General features: G+C 64.2%; 21 protein-coding genes. 7 read left to right on the forward strand and 14 right to left on the reverse strand.

Going from position 1 to position 25,919, the window contains the following annotated elements:
- The first annotated feature begins 136 nt into the window (after positions 1 to 136).
- From cutA to CAK78_RS08345, 4 genes are all read left to right on the forward strand, one after another.
- The gene (gene cutA, locus CAK78_RS08330) at positions 137 to 454 is read left to right on the forward strand and encodes a divalent-cation tolerance protein CutA (protein WP_141214148.1); all 318 of its coding nucleotides are present in this window, start codon (positions 137 to 139) and stop codon (positions 452 to 454) included.
- The gene (locus CAK78_RS08335; RefSeq protein WP_094696974.1) at positions 451 to 2,241 is read left to right on the forward strand and encodes a protein-disulfide reductase DsbD; all 1,791 of its coding nucleotides are present in this window, start codon (positions 451 to 453) and stop codon (positions 2,239 to 2,241) included. The genes cutA and CAK78_RS08335 overlap by 4 nt, the downstream gene beginning before the upstream one ends.
- Positions 2,231 to 2,764 carry a GNAT family N-acetyltransferase gene (locus tag CAK78_RS08340; RefSeq protein WP_094696975.1) on the forward strand — a complete coding sequence of 178 codons (534 nt, stop codon included), beginning with the start codon at positions 2,231 to 2,233 and terminating at the stop codon, positions 2,762 to 2,764. The genes CAK78_RS08335 and CAK78_RS08340 overlap by 11 nt, the downstream gene beginning before the upstream one ends.
- Positions 2,765 to 2,842: 78 nt before the next feature.
- Entirely contained in the window at positions 2,843 to 3,256 is a 414-nt protein-coding gene (locus CAK78_RS08345) for a hypothetical protein (RefSeq protein WP_094696976.1), read from the forward strand.
- A 30-nt stretch (positions 3,257 to 3,286) separates the two neighbouring features.
- Here the strand turns inward: CAK78_RS08345 and CAK78_RS08350 are convergent, their stop codons facing one another.
- The 11 genes from CAK78_RS08350 to CAK78_RS08400 form a co-directional block, all read right to left on the reverse strand.
- Positions 3,287 to 3,826, reverse strand: a complete 540-nt coding sequence (locus CAK78_RS08350) for a hypothetical protein (RefSeq protein ID WP_236660577.1) — start codon at positions 3,824 to 3,826, stop codon at positions 3,287 to 3,289.
- A gap of 230 nt (positions 3,827 to 4,056) precedes the next feature.
- Positions 4,057 to 5,358 carry an NAD(P)/FAD-dependent oxidoreductase gene (locus CAK78_RS08355; RefSeq protein ID WP_094696977.1) on the reverse strand — a complete coding sequence of 434 codons (1,302 nt, stop codon included), beginning with the start codon at positions 5,356 to 5,358 and terminating at the stop codon, positions 4,057 to 4,059.
- Between the two features lie 159 nt (positions 5,359 to 5,517).
- Positions 5,518 to 6,597, reverse strand: coding sequence for a class II fructose-bisphosphate aldolase (gene fbaA / locus CAK78_RS08360; RefSeq protein WP_005309342.1), 1,080 nt, complete (start codon positions 6,595 to 6,597; stop codon positions 5,518 to 5,520).
- A 115-nt stretch (positions 6,598 to 6,712) separates the two neighbouring features.
- Positions 6,713 to 7,876 carry a phosphoglycerate kinase gene (locus CAK78_RS08365; RefSeq protein ID WP_005309339.1) on the reverse strand — a complete coding sequence of 388 codons (1,164 nt, stop codon included), beginning with the start codon at positions 7,874 to 7,876 and terminating at the stop codon, positions 6,713 to 6,715.
- Between the two features lie 62 nt (positions 7,877 to 7,938).
- On the reverse strand, positions 7,939 to 8,949 hold the full coding sequence (epd, locus tag CAK78_RS08370; protein ID WP_010635047.1) for an erythrose-4-phosphate dehydrogenase: 1,011 nt from the start codon (positions 8,947 to 8,949) through the stop codon (positions 7,939 to 7,941).
- A 49-nt stretch (positions 8,950 to 8,998) separates the two neighbouring features.
- On the reverse strand, positions 8,999 to 9,928 hold the full coding sequence (locus CAK78_RS08375; RefSeq protein ID WP_094696978.1) for an ROK family protein: 930 nt from the start codon (positions 9,926 to 9,928) through the stop codon (positions 8,999 to 9,001).
- A gap of 181 nt (positions 9,929 to 10,109) precedes the next feature.
- Positions 10,110 to 11,177 carry a uroporphyrinogen decarboxylase gene (gene hemE, locus CAK78_RS08380; RefSeq protein ID WP_010635049.1) on the reverse strand — a complete coding sequence of 356 codons (1,068 nt, stop codon included), beginning with the start codon at positions 11,175 to 11,177 and terminating at the stop codon, positions 10,110 to 10,112.
- Positions 11,178 to 11,331: 154 nt separating this feature from the next.
- Entirely contained in the window at positions 11,332 to 12,111 is a 780-nt protein-coding gene (nudC, locus tag CAK78_RS08385; protein ID WP_094696979.1) for an NAD(+) diphosphatase, read from the reverse strand.
- A 213-nt stretch (positions 12,112 to 12,324) separates the two neighbouring features.
- Positions 12,325 to 15,489 carry a bifunctional proline dehydrogenase/L-glutamate gamma-semialdehyde dehydrogenase PutA gene (gene putA / locus CAK78_RS08390; protein ID WP_094696980.1) on the reverse strand — a complete coding sequence of 1,055 codons (3,165 nt, stop codon included), beginning with the start codon at positions 15,487 to 15,489 and terminating at the stop codon, positions 12,325 to 12,327.
- 269 nt (positions 15,490 to 15,758) lie between these two features.
- A complete protein-coding gene (locus tag CAK78_RS08395; protein ID WP_005309324.1) occupies positions 15,759 to 16,364 on the reverse strand; it encodes a TIGR04211 family SH3 domain-containing protein in 606 nt (201 codons plus the stop codon).
- Positions 16,365 to 16,516: 152 nt separating this feature from the next.
- Complete coding sequence (locus CAK78_RS08400; RefSeq protein WP_094696981.1) at positions 16,517 to 17,338, reverse strand: potassium channel family protein; 822 nt, start codon at positions 17,336 to 17,338, stop codon at positions 16,517 to 16,519.
- Between the two features lie 31 nt (positions 17,339 to 17,369).
- On the opposite strand from CAK78_RS08400, the gene CAK78_RS08405 reads away from it, so the two are divergent.
- The 3 genes from CAK78_RS08405 to glnE all read left to right on the forward strand — a co-directional run bounded on the left by CAK78_RS08405 (position 17,370) and on the right by glnE (position 22,156).
- Positions 17,370 to 18,620 carry a methyl-accepting chemotaxis protein gene (locus CAK78_RS08405; RefSeq protein WP_005309321.1) on the forward strand — a complete coding sequence of 417 codons (1,251 nt, stop codon included), beginning with the start codon at positions 17,370 to 17,372 and terminating at the stop codon, positions 18,618 to 18,620.
- Positions 18,621 to 18,711: 91 nt separating this feature from the next.
- The gene (locus tag CAK78_RS08410; RefSeq protein WP_094696982.1) at positions 18,712 to 19,152 is read left to right on the forward strand and encodes a GNAT family N-acetyltransferase; all 441 of its coding nucleotides are present in this window, start codon (positions 18,712 to 18,714) and stop codon (positions 19,150 to 19,152) included.
- Between the two features lie 130 nt (positions 19,153 to 19,282).
- Entirely contained in the window at positions 19,283 to 22,156 is a 2,874-nt protein-coding gene (gene glnE / locus CAK78_RS08415) for a bifunctional [glutamate--ammonia ligase]-adenylyl-L-tyrosine phosphorylase/[glutamate--ammonia-ligase] adenylyltransferase (RefSeq protein WP_176452722.1), read from the forward strand.
- 50 nt (positions 22,157 to 22,206) lie between these two features.
- Here glnE and CAK78_RS08420 read toward each other — a convergent pair whose 3' ends face one another.
- From CAK78_RS08420 to CAK78_RS08430, 3 genes are all read right to left on the reverse strand, one after another.
- Positions 22,207 to 22,941, reverse strand: coding sequence for an SDR family oxidoreductase (locus CAK78_RS08420; RefSeq protein ID WP_094696984.1), 735 nt, complete (start codon positions 22,939 to 22,941; stop codon positions 22,207 to 22,209).
- Between the two features lie 55 nt (positions 22,942 to 22,996).
- Positions 22,997 to 23,533 carry a GNAT family N-acetyltransferase gene (locus tag CAK78_RS08425; protein WP_065017301.1) on the reverse strand — a complete coding sequence of 179 codons (537 nt, stop codon included), beginning with the start codon at positions 23,531 to 23,533 and terminating at the stop codon, positions 22,997 to 22,999.
- 152 nt (positions 23,534 to 23,685) lie between these two features.
- On the reverse strand, positions 23,686 to 25,842 hold the full coding sequence (locus CAK78_RS08430; protein WP_094696985.1) for an AsmA family protein: 2,157 nt from the start codon (positions 25,840 to 25,842) through the stop codon (positions 23,686 to 23,688).
- Between the last annotated feature and the right edge of the window lie 77 nt (positions 25,843 to 25,919).

Consider the following 25,919-nt stretch of genomic DNA (forward strand, 5'->3'; position numbering starts at 1 on the left):
GCGTCTATCTCATGCCCCCCACTTATTTTCATGTCGCAGCCACAAAGTGCGCCAGATGCTATTTGACCCGTCGCTAGGTATAGTAGCCACTGGTTTGCGGGCTCCTTGCCGCCCGGTACGGACGAGAAATTTCACCATGACTGACGCCATTCTGGTGCTTTGCACCTGCCCGGATGAGGCCAGTGCCGACCTCATCTGCGAACAACTGCTCGACCGGCGGCTGGCGGCCTGCATCAGCCAGCTGCCCGGCCTCACCTCCGTCTATCGCTGGCAGGGCCGGATCGAGCGGGCCACGGAGATCCAGCTCATCATCAAGTCGCAAGCGGCCCTGTTCGAGCAGCTGCGCCAGTGCATCATTGCTCATCACCCCTATGAGGTGCCGGAGATCCTGGCGCTCCCCACCCATCAGGGTCACCAGCCCTATCTCGACTGGATAAAACAGGAAACCTCATGACGCCGTTTCGCCTGCTCTCCCCCCTGTTGTTGCTCTGTGCCCTGCTGGCCGGGCTGGGCTCGCTGCCGGCCCGGGCCAGCAGCACGGATCTGCTGAGCGCCCTCGGCATCGAGGCCAGTGCCCAGCCCAAATTTCTGAAAGTGGACGAGGCGTTCGTCCTCGAGAGCGAACAGCAGGGCAACCGGCTGCTGCTGCGCCTGCGCATCGCCGACGACTACTACCTCTACCGCCACCGCTTCAGCTTCCAGGGCGAGAACCTCACCTTCGAGGAGCCGGTGCTGCCCGCCGGCACCGATCATGAAGACGACTTCTTCGGCAAGACCCAGGTCTATTATCGGGAGGTGCAGATCCCCGTCACCCTGACCGAGGCGGGCCAACAGGCCAGCCTCAAGATCAGCTATCAGGGCTGTACCGACGGCCTCTGCTATCCCCCGACCGACAAGCGGATCGCCGTCGAGCCCCTCGTGGCCGAACCGCCGCATGACCAGGTCGATGCGCCCACGCCGGCCCCGGCCAGCAGCCAGCAGGATCAGCTGGCGGCCGCCCTCGGCAGCCAGGGTTTCTGGCTCAGCGTCGCCGCCTTCTTCGCACTGGGGCTCGGCCTCGCCTTCACCCCCTGCGTCTTCCCCATGTATCCCATCCTGACCGGGATCATCGCCGGGGCCGGCCATCACCTCTCCACCCGCCGCGCCTTCCTGCTCTCCTTCGTCTACGTGCAGGGGATGGCGGTCACCTACACCCTGCTCGGGCTGGTGGTGGCGTCGGCAGGCTTGAAATTCCAGGCGGCGCTGCAGCACCCCTATGTGCTGATCGGGCTCTCGGTGATGTTCGTGCTGCTGGCCCTCTCCATGTTCGGGCTCTACACCCTGCAACTGCCGAGCAGCCTGCAGACCCGACTCTCTGGTCTCTCCAACCGCCAGCAGGGCGGCTCCGTGCTCGGGGTCGGCATCATGGGGATGATCTCCGGCCTGGTCTGCTCCCCCTGCACCACGGCCCCCCTCTCCGGCGCCCTCATCTACGTGGCCCAGAGCGGCGATCTCTGGCTCGGCGGCGCGGCCCTCTACACCCTGTCGCTCGGCATGGGACTGCCGCTGCTGCTGCTCGGCACCTCGGGCGGCAAACTGCTGCCCAAGGCGGGCGCCTGGATGGACGTGATCAAGCAGCTGTTCGGGTTTGCGCTGCTGGCGGTGCCCATCCTGCTGCTCTCCAGGCTGTGGAGCGATCAGGTCACCACCCTGGCCTGGCTCGGCTGGGGGCTGCTGCTGTGCGGCTACCTCTACCATCACAATCAGCACCAGAGCCATTCGGTGGGCCGCAGCCTGCGCGGCTTCGTGCTGCTGCTGGCGATGATCAGTGCCGTGGTGGTGGGCAAGGATCTGCTGCTGCCCTCCCCGGGCGCCAGCGCAGCCGCCCAGACCGAGGCACCGGCCTTCATCCGCATCAAGACGCTGGACGATCTCAAGACCCAGCTGGCCGCCGCCCACGGCAAGCCGGTGCTGCTCGATCTCTATGCCGACTGGTGCGTGGCCTGCAAGGAGTTCGAACACAAGACCTTCAGCGACCCCGCCGTGCGCGCGCGCTTCGGCCAGATGGTGCTGCTGCAGGCGGACGTCACCGCCAACGACGATGCCGATGTGGAACTGCTCAACGGTCTCAACGTGCTGGGGCTGCCGACCCTGATCTTCTTCGACCGCACCGGCAACGAGGTGAGCGGCCAGCGGGTGACCGGCTTTATGGGGCCCGCCGAGTTCCTCGGCCAGCTGGACAGGATTGGCAATGCCAACTGAGCTGCGTCAGCTGCAGGCAAGCGATGCGCCCGCCCTGCAGCGGCTGTTCGAGCTGACGCCAGCCTATCAGGCGGCGATAAGTCACTCACCGCTCTGCGCCCGGGCAGCAGAGGAGGCGCTCACGGCCTGTCCGCCGACGCTGCCCTTCTCTGCCAAACAGGTGATCGGGCGCTGGGAGGCGGGGGAGCTCACCGCCGTGCTCGATCTGCTGCGCGGCTATCCCGAGCCCACCACCGCCTATCTGGGGCTGCTGCTGGTGGGCGAGCCCTGGCAGGAGGCCGGCCGCGGTCAGGCGCTTTATCTGCACGCCTGCACGCTGGCTCGCGCCTGGGGCGCAACCCGGCTGCGCCTGTCGGTCATTGCCAGCAATGAGGTCGCCTTGTCCTTCTGGCAGCACCGAGGGTTCACCGAGTGCTATCGTCGCGAGCTGGCCGGCTACCGGGCCGAGGCAATCGTGCTGGAGCGTGCCATCGACCCTGCCCCTTCCGGGCACGCCCCCTCCCTCTCGCCCCTTACTGACTGATTTTTCTGGCAATCCCTTGTATATGGTCGGCAGCATGGCAAAATTTGCCCTTTCCCGTCTCGTTCGTCCGGAGTTTTGATGAAAAAGTGGTTCATCCCCCTGCTGGCCCTCTGGCTCTATGGCTGTTACGCAGGTCCAGGTGAAGAGGCAATCCGGACCCAGGTCACCGCCAAGTTGCAGGCAAACACCGACGCCAATCTGTTCGAAATCAGTGACTTCGCCATCCTGGACAAGGAAGAGCGCATGGAGGGGGTCAATCTGGTCAAGGTGAGCTACCAGCTCCACTTCAAGCAGGGGCTGGAACAGCTGCAGGTGTTGCACGACGAGGATCTGGTCTATGACAGGGTAGGCCCCTTCCAGCAGGAGATGGGGCTGATGGAGCTGGAACGCAAATACGGCGAATTCGAGGCGGGCCAGGTGCTGCCGCAGCAGGCCGAAGTGTGGATGATGAAGACCGAACAGGGCTGGCGTCTGGCCGAGCCCGCTCACTGACGCGGCCCCGGCCAGGCAACCCGGGCCGACTCAGGCCTGGGTATCCACCATATAACCCTTCCGGTCGGGCGCGTCGCTCGGGATCTTGCTGGCAAAGGCCGACAGCAGATCCTTCAGAGTCACCCCGCTACCGCTGTTGCCGCTGCTCTCCAGCAGGCTGGAGAATTGACTCTGCAGGGCGCTCACCTCGCTGCCAGGCTCCCCTTCCCCATCCAGCTGACCCAGCAGGCTCTGCAGATCCAGCTTCATGGGATTGTCATTGCTGCCAGTGGCGATGGCCTTGCTCCCCTCCTGCTGAGCGTGCAGGGCATCCATCAGGCTCGCCATGAAGGAATCGAGTGAACCACCGCTGGCGGCGGTACTCTCGGTACTCTCACCGCTCTCTTCCTCGCTCTTGCCCGACAGGCCTAGCTCGGCCAGCACCGACTTGAGATCCTGCTCCATCTTGTTGCTCGCACCGGGGGGCGGCGGGGGCGGCATCTCTGGTCTCTCCTGCCGTTCGCCGCTGCGCGTTGCCAGCAGTTGCGCCAGCGAGCCGACGCTTCCCGCGGCTGTTACGTTTGTTGTCATTGTCCTGATCTCCTGAGCGGGGCCGCCGCTGACCCTCAGCGGCTCGAACCCCGTTCACAGATGGCAAACCCCGCGCCAATCCGGTGTATTCCTCTGATCAGCACAAGAAATTGGCGCACGATGGATTTTTGACAACTCCGGCTATAAAGCGAGGCAACGGCAGGATAAATCCGGCTGGCCGGCAAACGGGGCGGCAACCGCTTGCCGAGCCGTGGCAAGCCCTGACTCGCTTAGAACAGATCCTTGAAGCGGTACCAGAGCATCCCCAGCGCCAGCAAGGGCGAGCGCAGCGCCGGACCGCCTGGGAAGGTCATGTGAGGCACGCGGCCAAACAGATCCAGCCCCCGGCCATCCCCCCTGATCGCCTCCGCCACCAGCTTGCCCGCCATGTGGGTAGCATTGAGGCCGTGGCCGGAATAGGCCTGGGCATAGAAGACGTTGGGCTGCTCCGCCAGACGGCCGATCTGGGGCAGCCGGTTGGCCCCTATGCCTATCATGCCGCCCCACTGAAATTCGATGGCGGTCTCCGCCAGCTCGGGAAACACCCGCAGCAGCTTGGGCAGCATGAAGGCCTTGATGTCGCGAGGATCCCGGCCCGAATAGTTGCAGGCCCCGCCAAACAGCAGCCGGCCGTCGGCGGAGAGACGGTAGTAGTCGAGCGCCACGTTCTGATCGCACACCGCCATGTTCTGCGGCAGCAGGCGCTGGCGCAGCCGTTTATCCAGCACCTCGGTGGCGAGGATGTAGGAGCCCGCCGGCAGCACCTTGCCCCCCAGCTCGGGGTTGAGGTCGTTGAGATAGGCGTTGCAGCCGATCACCAGGTAGTCGGCGCTGACCCGGCCATGGGCCGTGGTGACCTGCAACCGATCGCCATAGTCGATGTGCACCACTCTGGAGTGCTCAAACAGCGCCACTCCCAGGCTGGCTGCCGCGCGCGCTTCACCCAGCGCCAGGTTGAGGGGGTGCAGGTGGCCGGAGCCCATGTCGATCATGCCGCCGATGTAGCGATCCGAGCCCACCACGCTATGTATATCTTCGCGCGCCACCAGTTTCAGCTCGTGCCGGTAGTCGAGGCTCGCCAGGTGCGCGAGCTCGTCTTCGAAGCCGGCCAGATGGCGCTGGCGAGTGGCCAGATCACAGTAGCCCCAACGCAGGTCACAGTCGATGTTGAAGCGCTCGATCCGCTCGCGCACCAGCTCGACCGCCGCCAACCCCATCAGGTCGAGCTCACGGACCCCCTCTTCACCAATCCAGCGGGCGAACTGGCTGGTGTCGTGGCCAATGCCGCGGATAAGCTGACCACCGTTGCGCCCGGAAGCGCCCCAGCCGATGCGGTTGGCCTCCAGCAGCACCACCTTGTAGCCCGCCTCGGCCAGATTGATGGCGGTGTTGAGACCGGTGAAACCGCCGCCGATGATGCAGACCTCGGCATGCAATTCACCACTGAGCTCGGGCCACTGCTGATTGTCATTGCGGGTGGCCGCGTAATAGGAGGCCACGTGTTCCTGATGTGTGTTGTGCTTTCCCTGCATCTTCTGCATCCTGCCCTGATCCCGTTGCGTTTACTAAAATAAACAGTCTGTCATCGATAATACGCAGGCCCCCGCCGCCAATCCAGCCCGCCGGGATCACAGAAATGCAAAAGGCGCCCCGCAGGGCGCCTTTTCATGCAATCTAACAACCGTAACGGATTACAGTACGTTGATGGCGTTCAGGTCGGAGAAAGCCTGTTCCAGACGCTTGATCATGGAAGTCTGACCGGCACGCAGCCATACGCGCGGATCGTAGAACTTCTTGTTCGGCTTGTCGGCGCCTTCCGGGTTGCCCAGCTGACCTTGCAGGTAGGCTTCGTTGGTCTTGTAAAAGTCCAGGATGCCTTCCCAGGTCGCCCACTGGGTGTCGGTGTCGATGTTCATCTTCACTACGCCGTAGGAGATGGACTCGCGGATCTCTTCCAGAGTGGAACCTGAGCCACCGTGGAATACGAAGTCCAGAGACTTGGCCGGGATGCCGAACTTCTCGGACACGTACTTCTGGGAAGCGTCCAGGATGGACGGGGTCAGCTTGACGTTACCCGGCTTGTAGACACCGTGTACGTTGCCGAAGGAGGCAGCGATGGTGAAACGCGGGCTGATCTTGGACAGACGCTCGTAGGCGTAGGCCACGTCTTCCGGCTGGGTGTACAGAGCAGACTGATCCATGTGGCTGTTGTCGACGCCGTCTTCTTCGCCGCCGGTGCAACCCAGTTCCAGTTCCAGAGTCATGTTCATCTTGGCCATGCGGGTCAGGTACTCGCAGCAGATGTCGATGTTCTCTTCCAGAGACTCTTCGGACAGATCCAGCATGTGGGAGGAGAACAGCGGCTTGCCGGTTTCAGCGAAGTGCTTCTCGCCCGCTTCCAGCAGACCGTCGATCCACGGCAGCAGCTTCTTGGCAGCGTGGTCGGTGTGCAGGATTACCGGTACACCGTAAGCTTCGGCAACGGCGTGCACGTGCTTGGCACCGGAGATGGCACCGATGATGGCAGCCTGCTGACCTTCCAGCTTCAGACCCTTACCAGCGGTGAATGCAGCACCACCGTTGGAGAACTGAACGATAACCGGCGCTTTCACCTTGGCGGCAGCTTCCAGCACGGCGTTCACGGAGTCGGTACCGACGCAGTTGACTGCCGGCAGAGCGAAGCCGTTCTCTTTCGCGATGGCGAACACTTTCTGAACGTCATCACCAGTGATCACGCCCGGTTTTACGAAGTCGAAAATTTTCTTAGACATGTTTAATCGTCCTGTCTCGTATGCCGTTAATAAAAAATGGGGGGTTCATCATGAACCGGCACAGCGGCCACATGATAAACGAAACGGGAGGCTTTTGCCCCCCGTCTCGGGTCAATTAGGCTTTGGCGCGCTGTTCCAGAATCGCAACAGCCGGCAGTACCTTGCCTTCCACGAACTCCAGGAAGGCGCCGCCGCCGGTGGAGATGTAGGAGACCTTGTCGGCGATGCCGAACTTGTCGATGGCAGCCAGGGTGTCACCACCGCCAGCGATGGAGAAGGCCGGGGATTCAGCGATGGCGCGAGCGATCACTTCGGTACCCTTGGCGAACTGGTCGAACTCGAACACGCCGACCGGGCCGTTCCACAGGATGGTCTTGGCGTTCATGATGATGTCGGCCAGGGCCTTGGCAGAGTCAGGGCCGATGTCGAAGATCATGTCGCCGTCGGTCACGTCAGCGACGGACTTGATGGTGGCCGGGGTGGACTCGGAGAACTCGGCACCCACAACCACGTCGGTGGTCACCGGGATGTTGGTTTCGGCAGCCAGCTTCTTGGCGGTGTCGATCAGGTCGTGCTCGCACAGGGACTTGCCGACGTTGTGACCGGCAGCGGCGATGAAGGTGTTAGCGATGCCACCACCGACCACCAGCTGGTCAGCGATCTTGGAGAGGGATTCCAGTACGGTCAGCTTGGTGGAGACCTTGGAGCCGCCAACGATGGCAACCATCGGGCGCTCGGGCTTCAGCATGGCTTTGCCCAGGGCTTCCAGTTCACCCGCCAGCAGCGGACCGGCACAGGCGACCGGTGCAAACTGGGCCACACCGTAGGTGGAGCCTTCGGCGCGGTGAGCAGTACCGAACGCATCCATTACAAAGACGTCACACAGGGCGGCGTATTTTTTGGCCAGCTCTTCGGTGTTCTTCTTCTCGCCTTTGTTGAAGCGGCAGTTTTCCAGCACAACCAGCTCACCGGCGGCGACTTCTACGCCATCCAGGTAGTCTTTGGCCAGACGAACCGGGCAGGACAGTGCGTCTTTCAGATAGTTGACAACCGGAGCCAGGGAGAATTCTTCGTTGTATTCACCCTCGGTCGGACGACCCAAGTGGGAGGTGATCATCAGCTTGGCGCCCTTTTCCAGAGCCAGCTTGATGGTCGGCAGAGTCGCCACGATACGTGCATCGGAGGTGACCTTGCCGTCTTTTACCGGCACGTTCAGGTCAGCACGGATCAGAACGCGTTTGCCCGCCAGATCCAGGTCAGTCATCTTGATAACAGACATATTCAGTCCTCTATATTTTCAGGTAATGTTAAAAACAGTAACCTTGCGCCCGGTGCAGGCTCTCAGCCTGCGGCCATCATGGCCCGGGTGGTATCCAGCATGCGGTTGGCGAAGCCCCATTCGTTATCACACCACATCAACATCTTGACGAGGTTGGCATCGCTGACCCGGGTCTGGGTACCATCAATGATGCAGGAGTGAGCATCATGATTAAAGTCTACGGAGACCAGTGGCTCTTCCGTGTAATCCAGAATACCGCTTAATGTACCTCTGGATGCCCGTTGCAGGGCTTGATTTACGTCAGTAACCGTCACTTTTTTACGAACAGTAATACTGAGATCCATTGCCGTTACATTGATGGTCGGTACCCGTACCGCGATCGCCTCAAACTTGCCGGCGAAGTGGGGGAGGATCCGCTCCAACCCCTTGGCCAGCTTGGTATCCACCGGGATGATGGACTGGCTGGCGGCGCGGGTTCGGCGCAAGTCGCTGTGGTAGGCATCGATGACTTGCTGATCATGCATGGCCGAATGAATTGTCGTAATAGTACCACAATTTATCTCGAATTCTCGATGCAATGTTTCGATGACGGGGACCACGCAGTTGGTGGTGCAGGAGGCGTTGGAGACGATCCGCTCGCGCCCGGTCAGCACCTGATGGTTGACCCCGTAGACGATGGTGGCGTCCACGTCCGCCTCGGCCGGATGGGAGAACAACACCTTGCCCGCCCCCGCCGCCAGATGCAGCTCGGCATCGGCCCGCGAGCCGAACACTCCGGTACAGTCCAGCACCACGTCCACTCCCAGCGCCCGCCACGGCAAGCGCGACGGATCCCGCTCGGCGAACAGGGAGATGAGATCTTCCCCCACCAGCATGCTGTTGCCGGCCAGCTGCACCGGATGGTGGAAGCGACCGTGGCTGGTGTCGAAGCGGGTCAGGTGCACCATGGCCTCGGGAGCGGCCAGCTCGTTGATGGCCACTATCTTGATGTTCTTGTCGCGGCCGCTCTCGTAGAGGGCCCGCAGCACGTTGCGGCCGATCCGCCCGTACCCGTTGATGGCAATCTTGATCATGAAAATTCCGGGTCCTCAGCATGGACAAAGGGACAAGCGGATGGCTGACTCACGACAGCAGGGCATCCTGAAATTCACCACGGGCCAGCAGTGCCGCCCCGAATACCCCGGCGCTGTCCCCCAAGGCTGGAGCAATAATGGGGGTGGCGAAGCGGGGATTAAAGAGGAAGGGCAAAATAGTCTCCCGTCCCGCGCGGTACAGGCTCTGCACGTTGCCCACCCCGCCGCCGATGACGATCACATCCGGATCCAGGATGTTCACCACGTTGGCAAGCGCCTGGCCAAACAGCAGGTGCAGCCGGTCGATGGTGAGCTTGGCCACGTGATCGTGAGCCGTCGCCGCCGCTATCTTGGCCAGCGAGAGGTGACGCTTCGCCTTGGCCTCGTACCAGGTCTCCAGCGCCGGACCACTGATGAAGGTCTCGACGCAGCCGCGCTTGCCGCAGTAGCACTCGGGGCCGTCCGGTGAGAGCACGTTGTGGCCCCACTCGCCGGCGATGCCGTGGTGGCCGTTGAGGATGCGGCCGTTGATGACGATGCCGGAGCCAACCCCGGTGCCCATGATGATGCCGAACACTACCTTGGCATCAGGGTGGTGCTGGCGCACGGCTCCCAGATGGGTTTCCGCCAGCGCGAAGCAGTTGGCGTCGTTGGCGATAAGCACCGGCACGCCGAGCCGGCGCTCCAGATCTTCCTTGAACGGCTTGCCGTTGAGCTCGGTGGTGTTGCAGTTCTTCATCAGGCCGGTTTGCGGATCTCGCGCCCCCGGCGTCCCCATGCCGATAAGGGTCGGCCGCTGACCGATCTTGTCGGCACACTCGGCCACCAGTTTGGCGATCTGGCCGATCATGTGGTCATAACCGCCGGCACGCTCGGTGGGAATGCGATGGCGCAGCAGCACCTCGTCCCCGTCCAGTACCACGCACTCGCATTTGGTACCGCCAAGGTCGATACCCCAATCCAACAACCTGTTGCTCATCCTGCCTCCAGCCATGACCGCAGGGCGCCAGCTCCGGGGTGCACGCTGTCGTGCCCGCCTGCAGTCGACCGCCCTCTACCGGGTTGCAGTGTAACCCGAGCGGCGGTCAGGATGCAGCCCCCGCAGCAGACAGCAAAACGGGGCCCGCAGGCCCCGTTGTTCACTGTGCTGTCGGCGGCGCTCAGCGGCCGTGGTACTGGGCGGACAGCTCGTGGACCGCGTTGACGAACACGCCGGCATGCTCCGGGTTCACATCCTGATGGATGCCGTGCCCCAGGTTGAATACATGGCCGTTGCCGTGACCGAAACCGGCCAGGATGGAGGCGACCTCTTCACGGATGCGGGCCGGGCTGGCGTAGAGCATGGAGGGGTCCATGTTGCCCTGCAGCGCCACCTTGTCGCCGACCCGACGCTTGGCGTCCGCGATGTCGGTGGTCCAGTCCAGACCCAGCGCATCGCAACCGGTGGCGGCGATCTGCTCCAGCCACTGGCCACCGTTCTTGGTGAACAGGGTGACCGGCACGCGGCGACCGTCGTGCTCGCGGATCAGGCCGTCGACGATCTTGTGCATGTACTGCAGGGAGAAGTCGCGGTAATCGCGCGGGGTGAGCACGCCGCCCCAGGTGTCAAACACCATGACCGCCTGCGCACCCGCCTTGATCTGGGCGTTGAGATAAGCAATCACGCTGTCGGCCAGCTTGTCGAGCAGCAGGTGCAGGGTCTGCGGCTCTGCATACATCATCTGCTTGATCTTGGTGAACGCCTTGGAGCTGCCCCCCTCCACCATGTAGGTGGCCAGGGTCCAGGGGCTGCCGGAGAAGCCGATGAGCGGCACTTCGCCCTTGAGCTCACGGCGGATGGTACGCACCGCGTTCATCACGTAGCCGAGTTCGTCTTCCGGATCCGGCACCGGCAGCGCCTGCACATCGGCCATGGAGGTGATCGGACGCTCGAAGCGCGGGCCTTCACCCTGCTCGAAGTAGAGACCCAGGCCCATGGCATCGGGCACGGTGAGGATGTCGGAGAAGAGGATAGCGGCATCGAGTGGATAGCGGCGCAGCGGCTGCAGGGTGACTTCACAAGCCAGCTCGGCGTTGCGGCACAGGGACATGAAGTCCCCCGCCTGGGCGCGCGTGGCCTTGTATTCCGGCAGATAACGGCCAGCCTGGCGCATCATCCATACCGGGGTCATGTCCACTTCTTGGCGCAGCAGGGCACGCAGGTAACGATCGTTCTTCAGCTCTTTCATCCCAGTTCCTGAGTCATATCCAGCATAAAATGGCGGATATGATACCACTTTGTGCGCGGCGGGGGGCGGCTCAAACGCCAGCCGCCGCCGTTGGAGTGCAAAGATGTGAAGGGGCGCAAACAAGCGCCCCTCTTTGCATCCCTCATTGCATCCCTCAGGCCTGCTCGCCGAGGCAAAGCTCGATTAGCCGCCGCGCTATGGTGCCGTGGGGTGGCAGCCTTGGCAGCGCATCGGCCTCGAAGAAATCGGCCGCCACCAGCTCTTCGTCCTGCACCCGGATCTCGCCGCTCTCATAATCGGCGGTGAAGCCCATCATCAGGCTATGGGGAAACGGCCAGGGCTGGCTCGCCACGTAACGCACATTGCGCACCCGGATGCCGCTCTCCTCGAACACCTCCCGCGCCACGCACTGCTCGAGGTTCTCCCCCGCCTCCACAAAACCCGCCAGCACGGTATACATGGGATCCTCGGCCTGATAGTGACGGCGGTGGGCCGCCAGCAAGATGGCGGGCCCCTTGCGCACCGCCACTATGATGCAGGGGGAGATGCGCGGATAGACCAGGTGGCCATGGCGGCACCCTTGCGCCCACTCCCCCGCCTTCGGGCTCATGGGGGCGCCGCACTCGCCGCAGAAGCGGTGGGTACGGCGAAAGGTGGCGAGCTGCCAGGCACGGCCGGCGAGGCGAAAGCCCTCTTCATCCCCGGCCACCATCAGCTGGCGCAGCGGGGTCAGGGGCGCGGTGTCAGCCGCCTCCCCCAGATCCAGCAGCAGGCAGGGCAGCCCGTCCCACTCGTCAAAGCGCTCAAAGGCGGCATGCTGCAAGTGGCTGGGCAGACAGGCACGGGGGCCTTGTGGAATGCGCCCCTGGTCATCCAGCAGGACGAGGTGATCGCCCCCCAGCACGAGCCAGCGGGCCTGTTCGGTCAATGGCATAGATGCAGCACTCTTTGTTGTGACGTCGGTCGGAATGCGCGCCCGGGGCTGGGCGGCAGTGACGGATGAAAGCGACAACCGGCCACCATATTAAGGCGCGGCAAGCCGGGTGGCGACCCCAAGATGGCGGCTTTTCAATACTCATGAGAATGCCCATGAAAAACGCCCATGAAAAAGGCCGCCCGCAGGCGGCCTGATGTCGGTCACGGTCGATCAGGCGTCGCCCATCGCCAGCAGGGAGGCGTTGCCGCCCACCGCCGTGGTGTTGATGGTGCGGGTCTTCTCGGTAATGAAACGGCTCAGGTAATGGGGGCCGCCCGCCTTGGGACCGGTGCCGGAGAGGCCCTGCCCGCCGAACGGCTGCACCCCGACCATGGCGCCGATCTGGTTGCGGTTGATGTAGACGTTGCCCACGTTGATGCGGCTCGCCAGCTCCTCGGCATGGGATTCGTTGCGGCTGTGGATCCCCAGCGTCAGGCCGTAACCGGTGCCGTTGATGTCGCTGATCACCTTGTCCAGATCCCGCGCGGCGTAGCGCACCACGTGCAGGATGGGGCCGAACTGCTCGCGGGTCAGCTCGCGGATGGAGCCGATCTCCAGCGCGGTCGGCTGCACGAAGTGACCCCCCAGGGTCACCGCCGGCATCGGCGCCTGGGCGATCAGGCGGGCACGCAGGATCATGTGCACCAGGTGCGCATCCAGCCCGGCCTTGGCCTCGGCGTCGATGACCGGGCCGACGTCGGTGTTGTGCTCGGCCGGGTTGCCCACCTTGAGCTCCTGCAGGGCACCGGTCAGGATCTCCAGCACCCGCGGCGCGATCTCTTCCTGCAGGTAGAGCACCCGCAAGGCGGAGCAGCGCTGGCCGGCACTCTGGAAGGCGGCGCTCACCACGTCGCGCACCACCGGCTCCGGCAGGGCGGTGGAGTCGACGATCATGGCGTTCTGGCCGCCGGTTTCGGCGATGAGCGGCAGGATGGCGCCATCGCGCTGGGCCAGGGTCATGTTGATGAGCTTGGCGGTCTCGGTGGAGCCGGTGAAGCAGACGCCGCCGATGCGGGCATCCGCCGTCAGCTTGGCACCGACGGTGGCGCCGTCGCCCGGCAGCAGTTGCAGCACGTCGCCCGGAATGCCGGCCTGATGGGCCAGGGTCACCGCCAGGTGGGCGATGAGACCGGTCTGCTCGGCCGGCTTGGCGATGACTGTGTTGCCGGTGGCCAGCGCCGCGGCGACCTGGCCGAGGAAGATCGCCAGCGGGAAGTTCCACGGGCTGATGCAGACAAACACGCCACGCCCCTGCAGGAACAGCTCGTTCATCTCGCCGGTGTAACCGGGCAGCAGGGTGGCCTGCCCCATCAGGCCGCGGGCCTGCACCGCGTAGTAGCGGCAGAAGTCCACCGCCTCGCGCACCTCGTCGATGCCGTCCTGCAGCAACTTGCCCGCCTCGCGGGTACAGAGGGAGATGAACTGCTCGCGGTTCGCTTCCAGCAGATCCGCCAGTTTCTCAAGGGCGGCGGCACGCTCGCTCACCGGAGTCTCGCGCCAGCGCGGGAAGGCGGCGTGGGCCGAAGCCAGCGCCTGCTCCACCGCCTGCTCGTCGGCCCAGTGGATCTTGCCGACGGTCAGGCTCACATCCTGCGGGCTCAGCACCACGCGGGCCTCGTTGCGCTTGAGGGTCTCGCCATCGACGATGGGGCCCGCCAGCCACTGCTTGTTCTCCAGCTCTTTCAGCTTGGCAAAGAAGGGACGCTGGATGGAGACGATGTTCATGTTGACGCCGCTGGAGTTCTTGCGGTCGCTGAACAGGTTCACCGGCTGCGGAATGCGGTCGTTGGCCAGGCTGGAGTAGCGCTTGAGGGTGCGCAGCGGGTGCTCGGCCAGGGAGTCGACCGGGGTGTTGGGGTCCACCAGCTTGTGGACGAAAGAGGTGTTGGCCCCGTTCTCCAGCAGGCGGCGCACCAGGTAGGGCAGCAGATCCTTGTGGGCACCCACAGGCGCATAGATGCGGCAGTGCAGGCCGGGCTGCTCGTTCAGCACCGCGTTGTGCAGCTCCTCCCCCATGCCGTGCAGGCGCTGGAATTCGAACTGGCGATCACCGGCCATCTCCAGAATGCTGACCACTGTGTTGGCGTTGTGGGTGGCGAACTGGGGCGAGATGAAGCCGCGGGTCGGCTCGCTCAGCAGGTAGCGGGCGCAGGCGAGGTAAGAGATGTCGGTGCCCGCCTTGCGGGTAAACAGCGGGTAGCCGGGCAGGCCGGCCTGCTGGGCATATTTCAGCTCGCTGTCCCAGTAGGCACCCTTCACCAGCCGCACCGGAATGATATCCCCCTGCTCGCGGGCCAGCGCGGTGAGCCAGCAGAGCACCGGCAGGGCGCGCTTGGAGTAGGCCTGCACCACCATGCCGAGCTTGCCCCAGCCACGGTTGGCGTCGGAGCGATAGAGCTGCTCGAACAAGTCCAGGGAGAGCTCGAGGCGGTCCATCTCTTCGGCGTCGATGCTGATGGCCACGTCCTTGTCGCGGGCCAGACGCACCAGTCCCACCAGCCGCTCGCACATCTCGCCGAGCACCCGCTCGCGGTTCGCCACGTCATAGCGCGGATGCAGCGCCGACAGCTTGATGGAGATGGAGGGAGCCGGGCCGCCGTCGCTGATGCGCTCGCCGCCCACCGCCTCGATGGCGCGCTGGTAGTCACCGAAATACTTGTCGGCATCGGCCAGGGTCAGGGCGGACTCCCCCAGCATGTCGTAGGTGTGGGTGTAACCCTTCTCGCGGGACTTGCGGCTCGCCTTGAGGGCTTCCTTCATGTCGCGCCCCAGCACGAACTGTTTGCCCATGATCTTCATGGCGGCGTACATGGCGGAGCGCACCACCGGCTCCCCCAGCTTGTTGACCATGCGGCCCAGCAGGTTGGCCGGGTTGCCGTCCAGCTTCTTGTCCAGCTTGATGATCTTGCCGGTCAGCATCAGCCCCCAGGTGGAGGCGTTCACCAGGGTGGAGTCGCTCTTGCGAAAATGGGACGACCAGTTGGCGCCGGAGAGCTTGTCCTTGATCAGGGCATCGGCGGTCTCGGCATCGGGAATGCGCAGCAGCGCCTCCGCCAGGCACATCAGGATGATCCCCTCCTGGGTATCCAGGCTGTACTCCTGCAGGAAGGCGTCGATGCCATCGCCGGAGCCGCTCTCCTTGCGCACCTTGGTCACCAGGGTGCGGGCACGCTGGGTCACCCGTTCCAGCGAGGCGCCATCCCCCGGCAGCATGGCCGACAGTTCGGCCAGATAGGCATTTTCATCCACCACGTAGTTCTGGGTGATGGCTTCGCGCAGGGCGGCCAGATCGGAGGGAATGTAGTCAGCGGCAAGCACTTGGGTAGCTTTGAACATATGGGGTCTTCCTGTACGCCCTAGGGCTGATATCGACGAAGGCGGTCGTGCCGCCGAAACGCCGATAATGTATACAATATCGACCCATAGATGAAATGAAATTGTTGCCTGTTATTAACAAAGATCGCTGATTGGCTCATATGGCGCACTATATCGGCGCCATATGCCTACCAGGCAAAATTCATCGCCTTATTTTGTATACAATTTTTCGCCAGGCAAAAAAGAAGGGTCGCCATGGCGACCCTTCACTCTGCTGACGACACCCGGCATCAGTTCATCCAGCGATCGCCGCGGCTGCGGCGACGGGGTAGCATGGGCAGCAGGATGCCGAGCAGGATGCCGCCCCCCACCATGGCCCCACCGCGGATGAACCAGTCCATCTGCATGTCGTGCTCCTGGTTGTCGTAGCTCTGGGTCAGGGCGTCGTTCTGTTCCTTGAGGTTGCCCATCTCCTCGCCCTGGCTGGCCAGCTGGGCCTTGAGGGTGGCGATCTCCTTGCTCTGCTCGGCGATCTTGCCATCCTTCTCGGCGAAGCGTTTCTCGTTGTCACCGTTGAGGTTCAGCAGGCGGGCCTTGGCCTCTTCCAGCTCTTTCTGTACCTGGGGCAGCCGCTCGCGCAGGCTGATCTCGCCCTGCAACTCGCTGCTCTTGATCCAGCCCTCACGGCCGCGACCGTCCACCACCTGGGTAAAACCGGCCTCGTTGTTCACTGCCTTGACGTCCAGCGGCTCACCCGCCTTGACGCTGCCAAGGATCCGGTACTGGGTGCCCGGACCATTGTGAATAAAGGTAAAGATGTTGTCTGAAACATAGCGGGTATCGGCCAGTGCCTGTTGGGCACACAAGCAGATCAGGATCCCGAGAAGGGCGCGCATGGTCGATCGGTTCTCTTCGTTTGGTTAGGTGACTGGCGAATGTTAAGCCGCCGGCGGGTCAAAGGACAAGCAAAGAAAAGGGCTCCCCCCCGAGCTGAGAGGTGGCTCGCAACTTGTCTCTATCGCGACGCGACCATTCCGGACGCCGCTGCCTATTTCTGTTTCAGTGCCTTCACTTCGGCCCGCAGGGCACGCAGCTCCTGCAGCAGCAGATCCTGCTGTGCGCTCTGGTGATGGCGCCACTTCTCCAGCTCAGCATCCCCCCGTCCCGGCTGCAGGAACAGGCTGGCCATGAAACCGCTGATGGCACCGAACAGGCCGACCCCGAACAGGATCAGCAGACTGGCGACGAAGCGCCCCTCCTCCGTCTTGGGCACCAGATCGCCGTACCCCACGGTGGAGAGGGTCACCAGCGTCCACCAGAAGGCATCGTAGGGAGTCTGGATCTGGCTGCCGGGCTGGCCCGACTCGACCCAGTACATCACCCCTGATCCCACCCCCAGCAGCAGGAAGAACAGAAACAGGATGCCGGAGAGGGTGGTCTCGTTGCGCTCGCGGCGAAACATGGCCAGCAGATCCGGCTGATCCCGCAGCAGCCGGTAGATCCGCCACAACTGGATGAGACGGGCCCAGCGCAGTTGCTCCACCATGGGCAGACTGCCCGGCAGATAGAACCAGTTGGCCTTGAAGAAGGCCATCCGGTCGGGGGCCCGGATCCAGCCATAGGCGAAGTGGCCGAGGAAGAAGTAGCAGATCAGGCTGTCGACGTCATAGAAGAGCTGCAGGGTCTGGGGGGCCAGGGTTTGATGACCCCACCAGCGGGCAGTGACCAGCACAACCGAGATCACCGACAGAAACGCCATCAACAGATCCATGGCGCGTAGATGAGTTAAGTGATGGCGCATACATTTTCCCACTTTAGGCACGGTGCGAATTAATAAAAAGGAAGATAATGCCGATAGCCCTGAGGACAAAGGAAAACCGGTCATTAAAAGGAGAAATATTATGCAGTTAAACCCGCTGGAGAGGCGAATGAGCAATATCCGGCTGGTACCCAAAGTGGTACTGCTCATGGTGTTCAGTACTGTGCTGCTGCTGATCAAGCTCTGGTTCGACGCCAGCAATCTGGAAACCACCCTGCTCAGCGAAGGGATCGCCCCCGACAAGGCGGACACCATCGCCAACAGCCTGCTCTGGACCGGCCTGATGGAGACCGCCATCATGGGGCTGGTCTTCGTGGTACTGCTGCTGACCGGCTCGCGCCTGATGGTCAAGCAGGTGCACTATCTGGTGGGGTTGCTGGAACGCTTCGCCCGCAAAGATCTGAGCCACCGGGTGCTGCTCAAGTCCCGTGACGAATTCGGCGATATCGCCAAGGCGGTGGCCCACTCCCAGGAGAACCTCAAGGAGGTGTTCGGCACCCAGCGCGTCGCCTGCAAGGAGCTCAACGACATCGCCTCCCAGGTGACCCTCTGCATGGAGGAGGCCAACGAGGCCATCAGCGAGGAGTTCACCCAGATTGAGCAGCTGGCCAGCGCCATGAGCCAGATGGTGGGCGCCATCCGCGAGGTGGCCGCCCATGCGGAGCAGGCCTCCCACGCCACTGCCGAAACCAGCCAGCTGGCGGAAGAGGGGAGCCGCTGCGTGGCCGCCACCGTCAACACCATCGACACCCTCTCCGGCAACATTCAACGCTCCTCCACCGTGGTCAACCAGGTGGAACAGGGGGTCGATCAGATAGGCTCAGTGGTCGACACCATTCGCGGCATCTCGGAGCAGACCAACCTGCTGGCGCTGAACGCCGCCATCGAAGCCGCCCGTGCCGGCGAGGCGGGCCGCGGTTTTGCGGTGGTCGCCTCCGAGGTACGGGAGCTGGCCAACCGGGCCCAGGCTGCCACCGTCGAGATCCAGAAGATGATCGAGCAGCTGCAGGGCAATGCCCGCCAGGCCGCCGAACTGATGGCCCAGAGCGTGCAACAGGCCGACAAGGGGGTGGAGCAGGTGACCCAGGCCGGCGACCAGCTCGCCACCATAGTGCAGCGGGTACAGGGGGTGGCCGACATGAATCGCCAGATCGCCGCCGCCTCCGAGCAGCAGAGCTCGGTGGCCGAGGAGATGAGCGGCAACCTGGAGCAGGTCAAGCAGGTGGTGGAGGGCTCCGTCGTGGTGCTGCGCGAGCTGCAGGAGGCTTCCGAACTGGTGGAGCGCCACAGCCAGACCCTGGATACTCATATTCAGGCCTTCAAGCTGGCCTGACACAGGGCCGCTGTTGTTGAACGCCGCAATCCGGTTAGACTGGAAGGCCCCCACGAGGGCCTTTCTTTTTCCATCGCGGCAAGGAGCCAGGATGCAGACCACAGAACTTGCGCTTGAAATCAGCGCCGACCAGGGGCGGCTCGACCTGCCGCTGATCCACAGCTTCTTGTCTGAAGAGGCCTACTGGTGCCGCGGCATCCCCCTTGCCACCCTGCAGCGGGCCATCAACCATTCGCTCTGCTTTGGCGGCTACCTCGGCGGCCGGCAGGTCGCCTTCGCCCGGGTCATCACAGACCGCGCCACCTTCGGCTATCTGGCCGACGTGTTCGTGCTGCCCGAGCATCGCGGCCGCGGCTACAGCAAGGCGCTGGTAGCGGCCATGCTCGACCATCCCGAGTTGCAGGGATTGCGCCGCCTCTCCCTCGCCACCTCGGACGCCCACGGCCTATACGCCGGTTTCGGCTTCGTGCCGCCCGCCAGCCCCGGCAGCCTGATGGAGATCTACCACCCCGATATATACCAGCGCACCTGAATGGCCGGCTGCCGATAATTCCCGCCGGATCATGCTTCTCGCCCCTGCGCTGTGACGCGAGGGCCCGACAGTGCTAGATTGGCAGCCAGCCTTTTATCCGGCAGTTTCGTTAATCACAAGGACGGCAACCGTGGCCCAGCACTCTCCCTCTTTCTCCGCCTTCTCCCCCCAGTTGCAGGAGCTGGCCCAGCGCCACTGGCAACGGCTGACTGAACTGGCCCCCGACTACGGCACGCAACCCGAGCCGGTGCGCCAGACTCTGCTGACCCTGCTCGGTCTCTCCGATTTTGTCGCCGACTCCCTCTTCAAACAGCATGAGTTGCTGACCGAGCTGCTCGCCTCCGGAGAGCTGGAGCAGGCCGAGCGCTGGCCCGCCTACCAACGCGATCTGGCCGCCCTGCTGGCCGAGGTGGACGATGAGGAGGCGCTCAAGCGCATCCTGCGCCAGTTCCGCCGCAGCCGCATGCTGGTAATCGCCTGGCGCGAGCTGTTGGGTCACGCTGCGGTGGAAGAGAGCTTTATCCACCTCACCAAGCTGGCGGATGCGCTCATCTGCGCCGCCCGCGACTGGCTCTACGCCAAACAGTGCAACGAGCTGGGCACCCCGATGGATGGCGACGGCAACCCACAGCCGCTGCTCATTCTCGGCATGGGCAAGCTGGGGGGCGGCGAGCTCAACTTCTCCTCCGACATCGACCTTATCTTCACCTTCCCCGAGAACGGCTACACGGTGGGCGGGCGGCGCGAGCTCGCCAACCAGCAGTTCTTCATCAAGCTGGGCCAGCGCATCATCAACGCCCTGCACCAGAGTACGGTCGACGGCCAGGTGTTTCGAGTCGACATGCGGCTGCGCCCTTTTGGCGATGCGGGGCCGCTCGCCATCTCCTTTGCCGCCATGGAGGATTACTACCAGCACCACGGCCGCAACTGGGAGCGCTACGCCATGGTCAAGGCGCGGGTGCTGGGCCCCCAATGCGAACATGCGCTGGAGCTGGCCGAGATGCTGCGCCCCTTCGTGTTTCGCCGCTATATCGACTTCGGCGTCATCGACGGCCTGCGCCAGATGAAGGCGATGATCGCCGCCGAGGTGCGCCGCAAGGGGCTGGAGGGCAACATCAAGCTGGGGGCTGGTGGCATTCGCGAGGTGGAGTTCATCGCCCAGGCGCTGCAACTGATCCGCGGTGGGCGCGAGCCGGCCCTGCGGGTGCGCCATCTGCCGGAGGCGCTGGCCGCCATCGCCCGGTGCGGCGCCCTCGAAGCCGACCACTGCGACCGCCTGCTGGAGGCCTATCGCTTCCTGCGCCGGGTCGAAAACATATTGCAGGAGATCGGCGATCAGCAGACCCAGACCCTGCCCACCGAGGAGCGGGATCGCCAGCGGCTCGTCGCAGCTCTGGGTTTTGCCGACTGGGTTGCCTTCATGGCTCATCTGGACGAGGAGATGGCGGCCGTCCATCAGGAATTCGCCGCCGTGGTGGGGGAAGAAAAGGAAGCCCCCGCCCACCTGGAGCAGCTCTGGCTCGATCTGTGGCGCACCGAGCTCGACGCCGCCGAGCTGGAGCAACTGCTGACCGCGCAGGGGGTGGCCGAGCCTGCCCCGCTCTGCGCCGCGCTGCTGCGTTTCAAGGAGGAGTACAAGCGCCGTCAGGTGGGGCCGCAGGGGCGCATCGCGCTGGACTGGCTGATGCCGGAGCTGCTGCGGCTGGTGGTCGCCAGCGAGCAACCCGCCCGCCTGTTCGAGCGGGTGTGCGAGCTGCTGACCCGCATCTTCACCCGCAGCGCCTATCTGCAACTGCTGGCGGAAAACCCGGGCGCCCTGCGCCAGCTGGTGCGGCTGTGTGACGCCAGCCATCTGGTGAGCGAGCAGCTGGCCCGCTACCCGATTTTGCTGGATGAGCTGCTCGACCCGCAGCACCTCTACCACCCCACCCCGCTCGATCAGTACAAGCCCCAGCTGCGTCAGTTCCTGCTGCGCATCCCCGAAGAGGACGTGGAGCAGCAGATGGAGGCGCTGCGCCAGTTCAAGCAGGTGCAGCTGCTGCGCATCGTGGCGGCCGACATTGCCGGCGCCCTGCCGCTGATGAAGGTGAGCGACCACCTCACCTGGCTGGCGGAGGCGATCACCGAGGAGGTGGTCAATCAGGCCTGGACCCAGATGAGCGAGCGCTACGGGGTACCGCCCGAGGTGGCGGTGAGCGGCCAACGCGGCTTTGCGGTGGTGGCCTACGGCAAGCTGGGCGGCATCGAGCTGGGCTACGGCTCGGATCTCGATCTGGTGTTCCTGCACGGCGGCGACCCCAACAGCTACACAGACGGGCGCAAGCCCATCGACAGCCGCCAGTTCTACCTGCGCCTCGCCCAGCGGATCCTGCACCTGTTCAGCACCCGCACCCCGTCCGGCATTCTCTACGAAATAGACATGCGGCTGCGCCCCTCCGGCGACTCAGGCCTGCTGGTCTCGTCGCTGTCGGCCTACGAGCTGTATCAGCAAAACGAGGCCTGGACCTGGGAGCATCAGGCCCTGGTACGGGCCCGCCCCATCTATGGCGATGAGGCGGTGATCGCCGAGTTTGCCCGCATCCGCCGCGCCGTGCTGGCCAAGGAGCGGGATCTGCCGACCCTGGCCCGCGAGGTGCGCGAGATGCGCCACAAGATGCGGGACCACCTGCTCAAGGCGGGCGCTGGCGAGTTCGATCTCAAGCAATCCCCCGGCGGCATGGTGGATATCGAGTTTATCGCCCAGTACCTGGTGCTGGCCCACGCCTGCGGCGAACCCGAGGCGCTCACCCGCTGGTCCGATAACGTGCGCATCTTCGACGAGTGCGTGCTGGCGGGAGTGCTGACCCTGGAGCAGGCGGAGGGGCTCAAGCACGCCTATCTGGAGATCCGCAACCTCGGCCATCGCCTCAACCTCTCGGAAGTCTCCCGCAAGGTGGGGGACGACCAGTTGCTGACCGAACGAGGCCATGTGCTGGCGGTCTGGCAACAACTGCTGGGGGAGTAAACAAAAGGGGCGCCGAGGTGCCCCTTGTTATATCTATCGTCCGGTCGGGGTCAGCGCCCGCCGGCCACGTCGATAAAGGTGCCGGTGACGTAGGAAGCCTCGTCAGAGAGCAGCCAGGCGATGGCGGCAGCCACTTCGATCGGCTGACCGCCCCGTTGCAGCGGGATCTGCCCCTTCACCCGGTCGACCCGACCGGGTTCGCCGCCGTCGGCGTGCATCTCGGTGTAGATGAAACCCGGACGCACCCCGTTGACCCGGATCCCCAGGGCCGCCACCTCCAGCGACAGCCCCTTGGTCAGCACGTCGACGGCCCCCTTGGCGGCGGCATAGTCCACATACTCCCCCGCCGAGCCCAGCCGGGCGGCGGCCGAGGAGACATTGACGATGGCGCCCCCCGCCGTCATCCGGCGCACCGCCTCGCGGCAGCAGAGAAAGCAGCTGGTAACATTGGTGGTCAGGGTCTGGTTGATGCGCTCGGCGCTCATCTCCAGCACCCGCATCTGCGGCTGCAACCTGCCGGCGTTGTTGACCAGATGGGTGACGGGGCCAAGCCGTGCGTCCATCTCCTCGAACAGACGCACCACCTCGGCCTCCACCCCGACATCCGCCTGCACCGCGATGCAGCTGACCGGATGGTGGGCCAGGATCTCGGCCACCAGCGCCTCGGCACTGGCCTTGTCATGACGATAGTTGAGGCACAGGTGATAGCCCTGCCCCGCCAGATGGCGGGCGGTGGCGGCGCCAATGCCTCTGCCGCCGCCGGTGATCAGCACCCGTTTGTTCATGGACCCTCCTGGTCATGTCGCGCATGGTGGCACTGCGAGATGGATGGCGGCCGTGTCAGGCCGGGCCGTGATCCATCACTGTCTCCACCAGCACCTTGTTGAAACGCAGATAATCTTCCTTGTCGAGCGGGGCCGGATAGCTCAGCACCCGCAGCGCATGTCCCTCGCAATCTGGCTGATAGGGCGGGTGCACGTGGTCATGCTCGTTCAGGCAAAAACCCAGCGACTGGTAGAAGCGCAGCCGACGAAGGGAAATCTCGTCCTCTGGCGGATCTATCTCCAGGATGACCGGGCGCCCCGCCGTCTCGCAGAAGGCGGCAAGCAGGCGTGAGCCGTGGTTCTGGCCGCGCAGGGCCGGGTTGATGGCCAGATGCTCGATGTAGATCTGCTCACCGCAGTCCCACCAGAAGATAAAGCCGAGCAGCTGCTCGCCCTGATAAAAGAGCTGACAGTGAAAGCGGGAGTCTCCCATCTTGCGTTGCTGATGCTGCGGCTGGCGCTGTTCGTAGCGGGGAAAGCTGCTGCCGTAGATCTGCCAGACCAGTGGCCAGTCCGGATGGGATATCTCTCTTGCGATTTCACTTCGACTCATTCATCTGCTCCTTGGTAAAACCACAGTGATACCATCTTTATCCGGCCCAAACACCCCTCTCTTTCACTACCGGCGCGTCCCCGCCTCCCGGCCAAAACGCACAGAGCCCGCACGGGGCGGGCTCTGCATGGCGATAAAACAACAGGGCTAGGCTATTTGAACAGGCCCTTGAGCAGCTGATCGGCCACCCCCTTCACCCCTTCGTTGTCGGCCTTGTCACCCAGCAGCTTCTTGAGACCGCGCTCGGCCTCCTTGCGGGCCTTCTCCTCCAGCAGCTTGTTGTTGCTGAGCAGGGCCTTCACGTCGAGCCGGTAGCTCGGCGCCTGCCAGTGGCCGCCGATGCGCACCGGTATGGTGATGTCCTTGAGTTCGTCCACATCCTTGCCCCCCTGCCCCTTGCTGCTCTCCACCACTGAGGTGAGGAACAGGAAGTCGAGGGTCTCCGGCACCAGGGCGGTCTGGCCCTGCCCCTTCACCCGCAGAGCGGGGGCGAACAGCTGGATGTCGTCGCTCTGGGCGACCCCGTCGGCAATCCGGAAGCTGGCGGTAAGGGCGCTGAAGTCGGTCTTGCGCGCCTCCTTCACCTGATCCGCCCCCTTGCCGGTCAGGGTGGCCCGTGCCTCGCGGATCATCTCCGCCAGGTTGATGCCGTGCAGGGCGCCATCGCTCAACTTGAGGTTCACCTTGCCCTGCATCCGGCTGCGCAGCGCCAGTTCGGAGAGGCCGGCTCCCTGCACCTCGACCTCGAGATCCCCCTTGCCCTCCAGCAGATCGGTCTGGGCCAGGGTCTGCAGCAGCGGCCGCACATCGACCCCCTGTACCCGCTTGTGGGCCTGATAGCGAGCCGGCTTTTGCCGTGCATCGAGCACGCCGCTGGCGGTCACCTTGCCACCGGCCACGCCGGCGCTGAACTGCTTGAGGGTGAGCTGGCCACCGGCCAGGGCGAGCTGCAGGTCGACGGCGCTCAGATCCAGTCCCTTCAACCGCACACTGCCCAGCTGCAACCGGCCGGCCAGATCCACCGCCTTGAGGGCGGTCAGATCCGGTTCGGCCGTAGAGAGCGCCTTGGCGGCGGGGGCGGCGGCCTGCGCCGTCGTCCCGGCCGGGGCTGCAGCGCCCGAACTGGCCGCGGCGGGTGCGGTCTTGGCCGGCTGACCGAGCCAGCCGTCAAGGTCGAGCTTCTCCCCCTTGAGGTCGAATTCCACCCTGGGCACGGCGCCCAGCTGCACGCTGCCGTTGCCGCTCAGCAGGGCGTCATCCACCCCCATCACCAGGTTGGTCAGGGTCACGTTCTGCTTGTCGAGCTCGGCACGGGCAAAGCCCGCCAGCTTCACCTGCAGTTGCGGGCGTGGCAGGGCATCACCACTGAGCTTGGCGGCCAGCACGGCATCCGACACCTCCAGCAGTTGCCGGTTATCGTCGAGGCGCGCCTTGAGAGTACCCTCCAGGGTGCCGGCCAGGGTCGGCTTGTCCGCCGCCCCCTGGGCACCCTGCAAACTGAGCGTGAGGCTGCTCCACTGCCCCAGCGCCAGCCGGTCGGCCTTGAGGGAGAAGGCGTCGAGCCGCTGCACAGGATCCTTCAGGCTCCCCTCCAGGCTGAGATCCTTGAGCTCGCTGCGGCTCTCATCCTGGGCCAGCTTGAGCTGGGCCTGCCCCTTGAGATCAAATGCCAGCTCCCCCTGGGCCCCCTTGGCGGCCAGGGTCACCGGCACCCACTGATCCACCACCAGCTGGCCCAGGTTCAGGTCCAGTTGTTCGAGGCGGGAGACGGTGCCGTTGCGATCGTCCTGCAGCACGGCGCTGGCCTGTTGCAGCTCCACCCCTTGCAGGCTGATCTGCCAGGGCTGCTTGTCACTGGCGGCCGGGGCAGCCGGCTGACTCTCGCCCGCTGGCGAGGCATCCGCCCCCTGTTTGGTCGTCTTGATGAGATCGCTCAGGTTGGAGCTGCCGTCAGCCTTGGTCTGGATAAACAGGTGGGCACCACTCAGGGTCACCTTGCCTATCTCAAGCCGGTGGGAGAGCAGCGGCAGCAGGCCCACCGAGGCCTCCCCGCGCTCAAAGCGCACCAGGTCTGGCTCGGCGAAACCGGCGGGGTTGCGCAGCGCCACCTGCTCGAGGGAGAGGCCGAGGCTCGGCCAGAAGCGCCAGCCGATCGCCCCCTCCATCACCAGCTCGCGGCCGGTGCTCTTGCGCACCTGCTCCACCAGCTGAGGCTTGAACTGATTGGGGTCGATGAGGGACACCAGGGCGGTGATGGCCACCACGGCCGCCAACGCCAACCCCAGCAGGATGTAGATGATCTTCTTCACGATGGACTCCTTGAATGCGGATCTTGTGACTGACTATACCACCGGGGGGATAACAGATGGGGCCCGTCTGCCAAAAC

The sequence above is a fragment of the Aeromonas sp. A35_P genome, assembly GCF_002259925.1.
Classification (GTDB): Bacteria; Pseudomonadota; Gammaproteobacteria; order Enterobacterales; family Aeromonadaceae; genus Aeromonas; species Aeromonas dhakensis.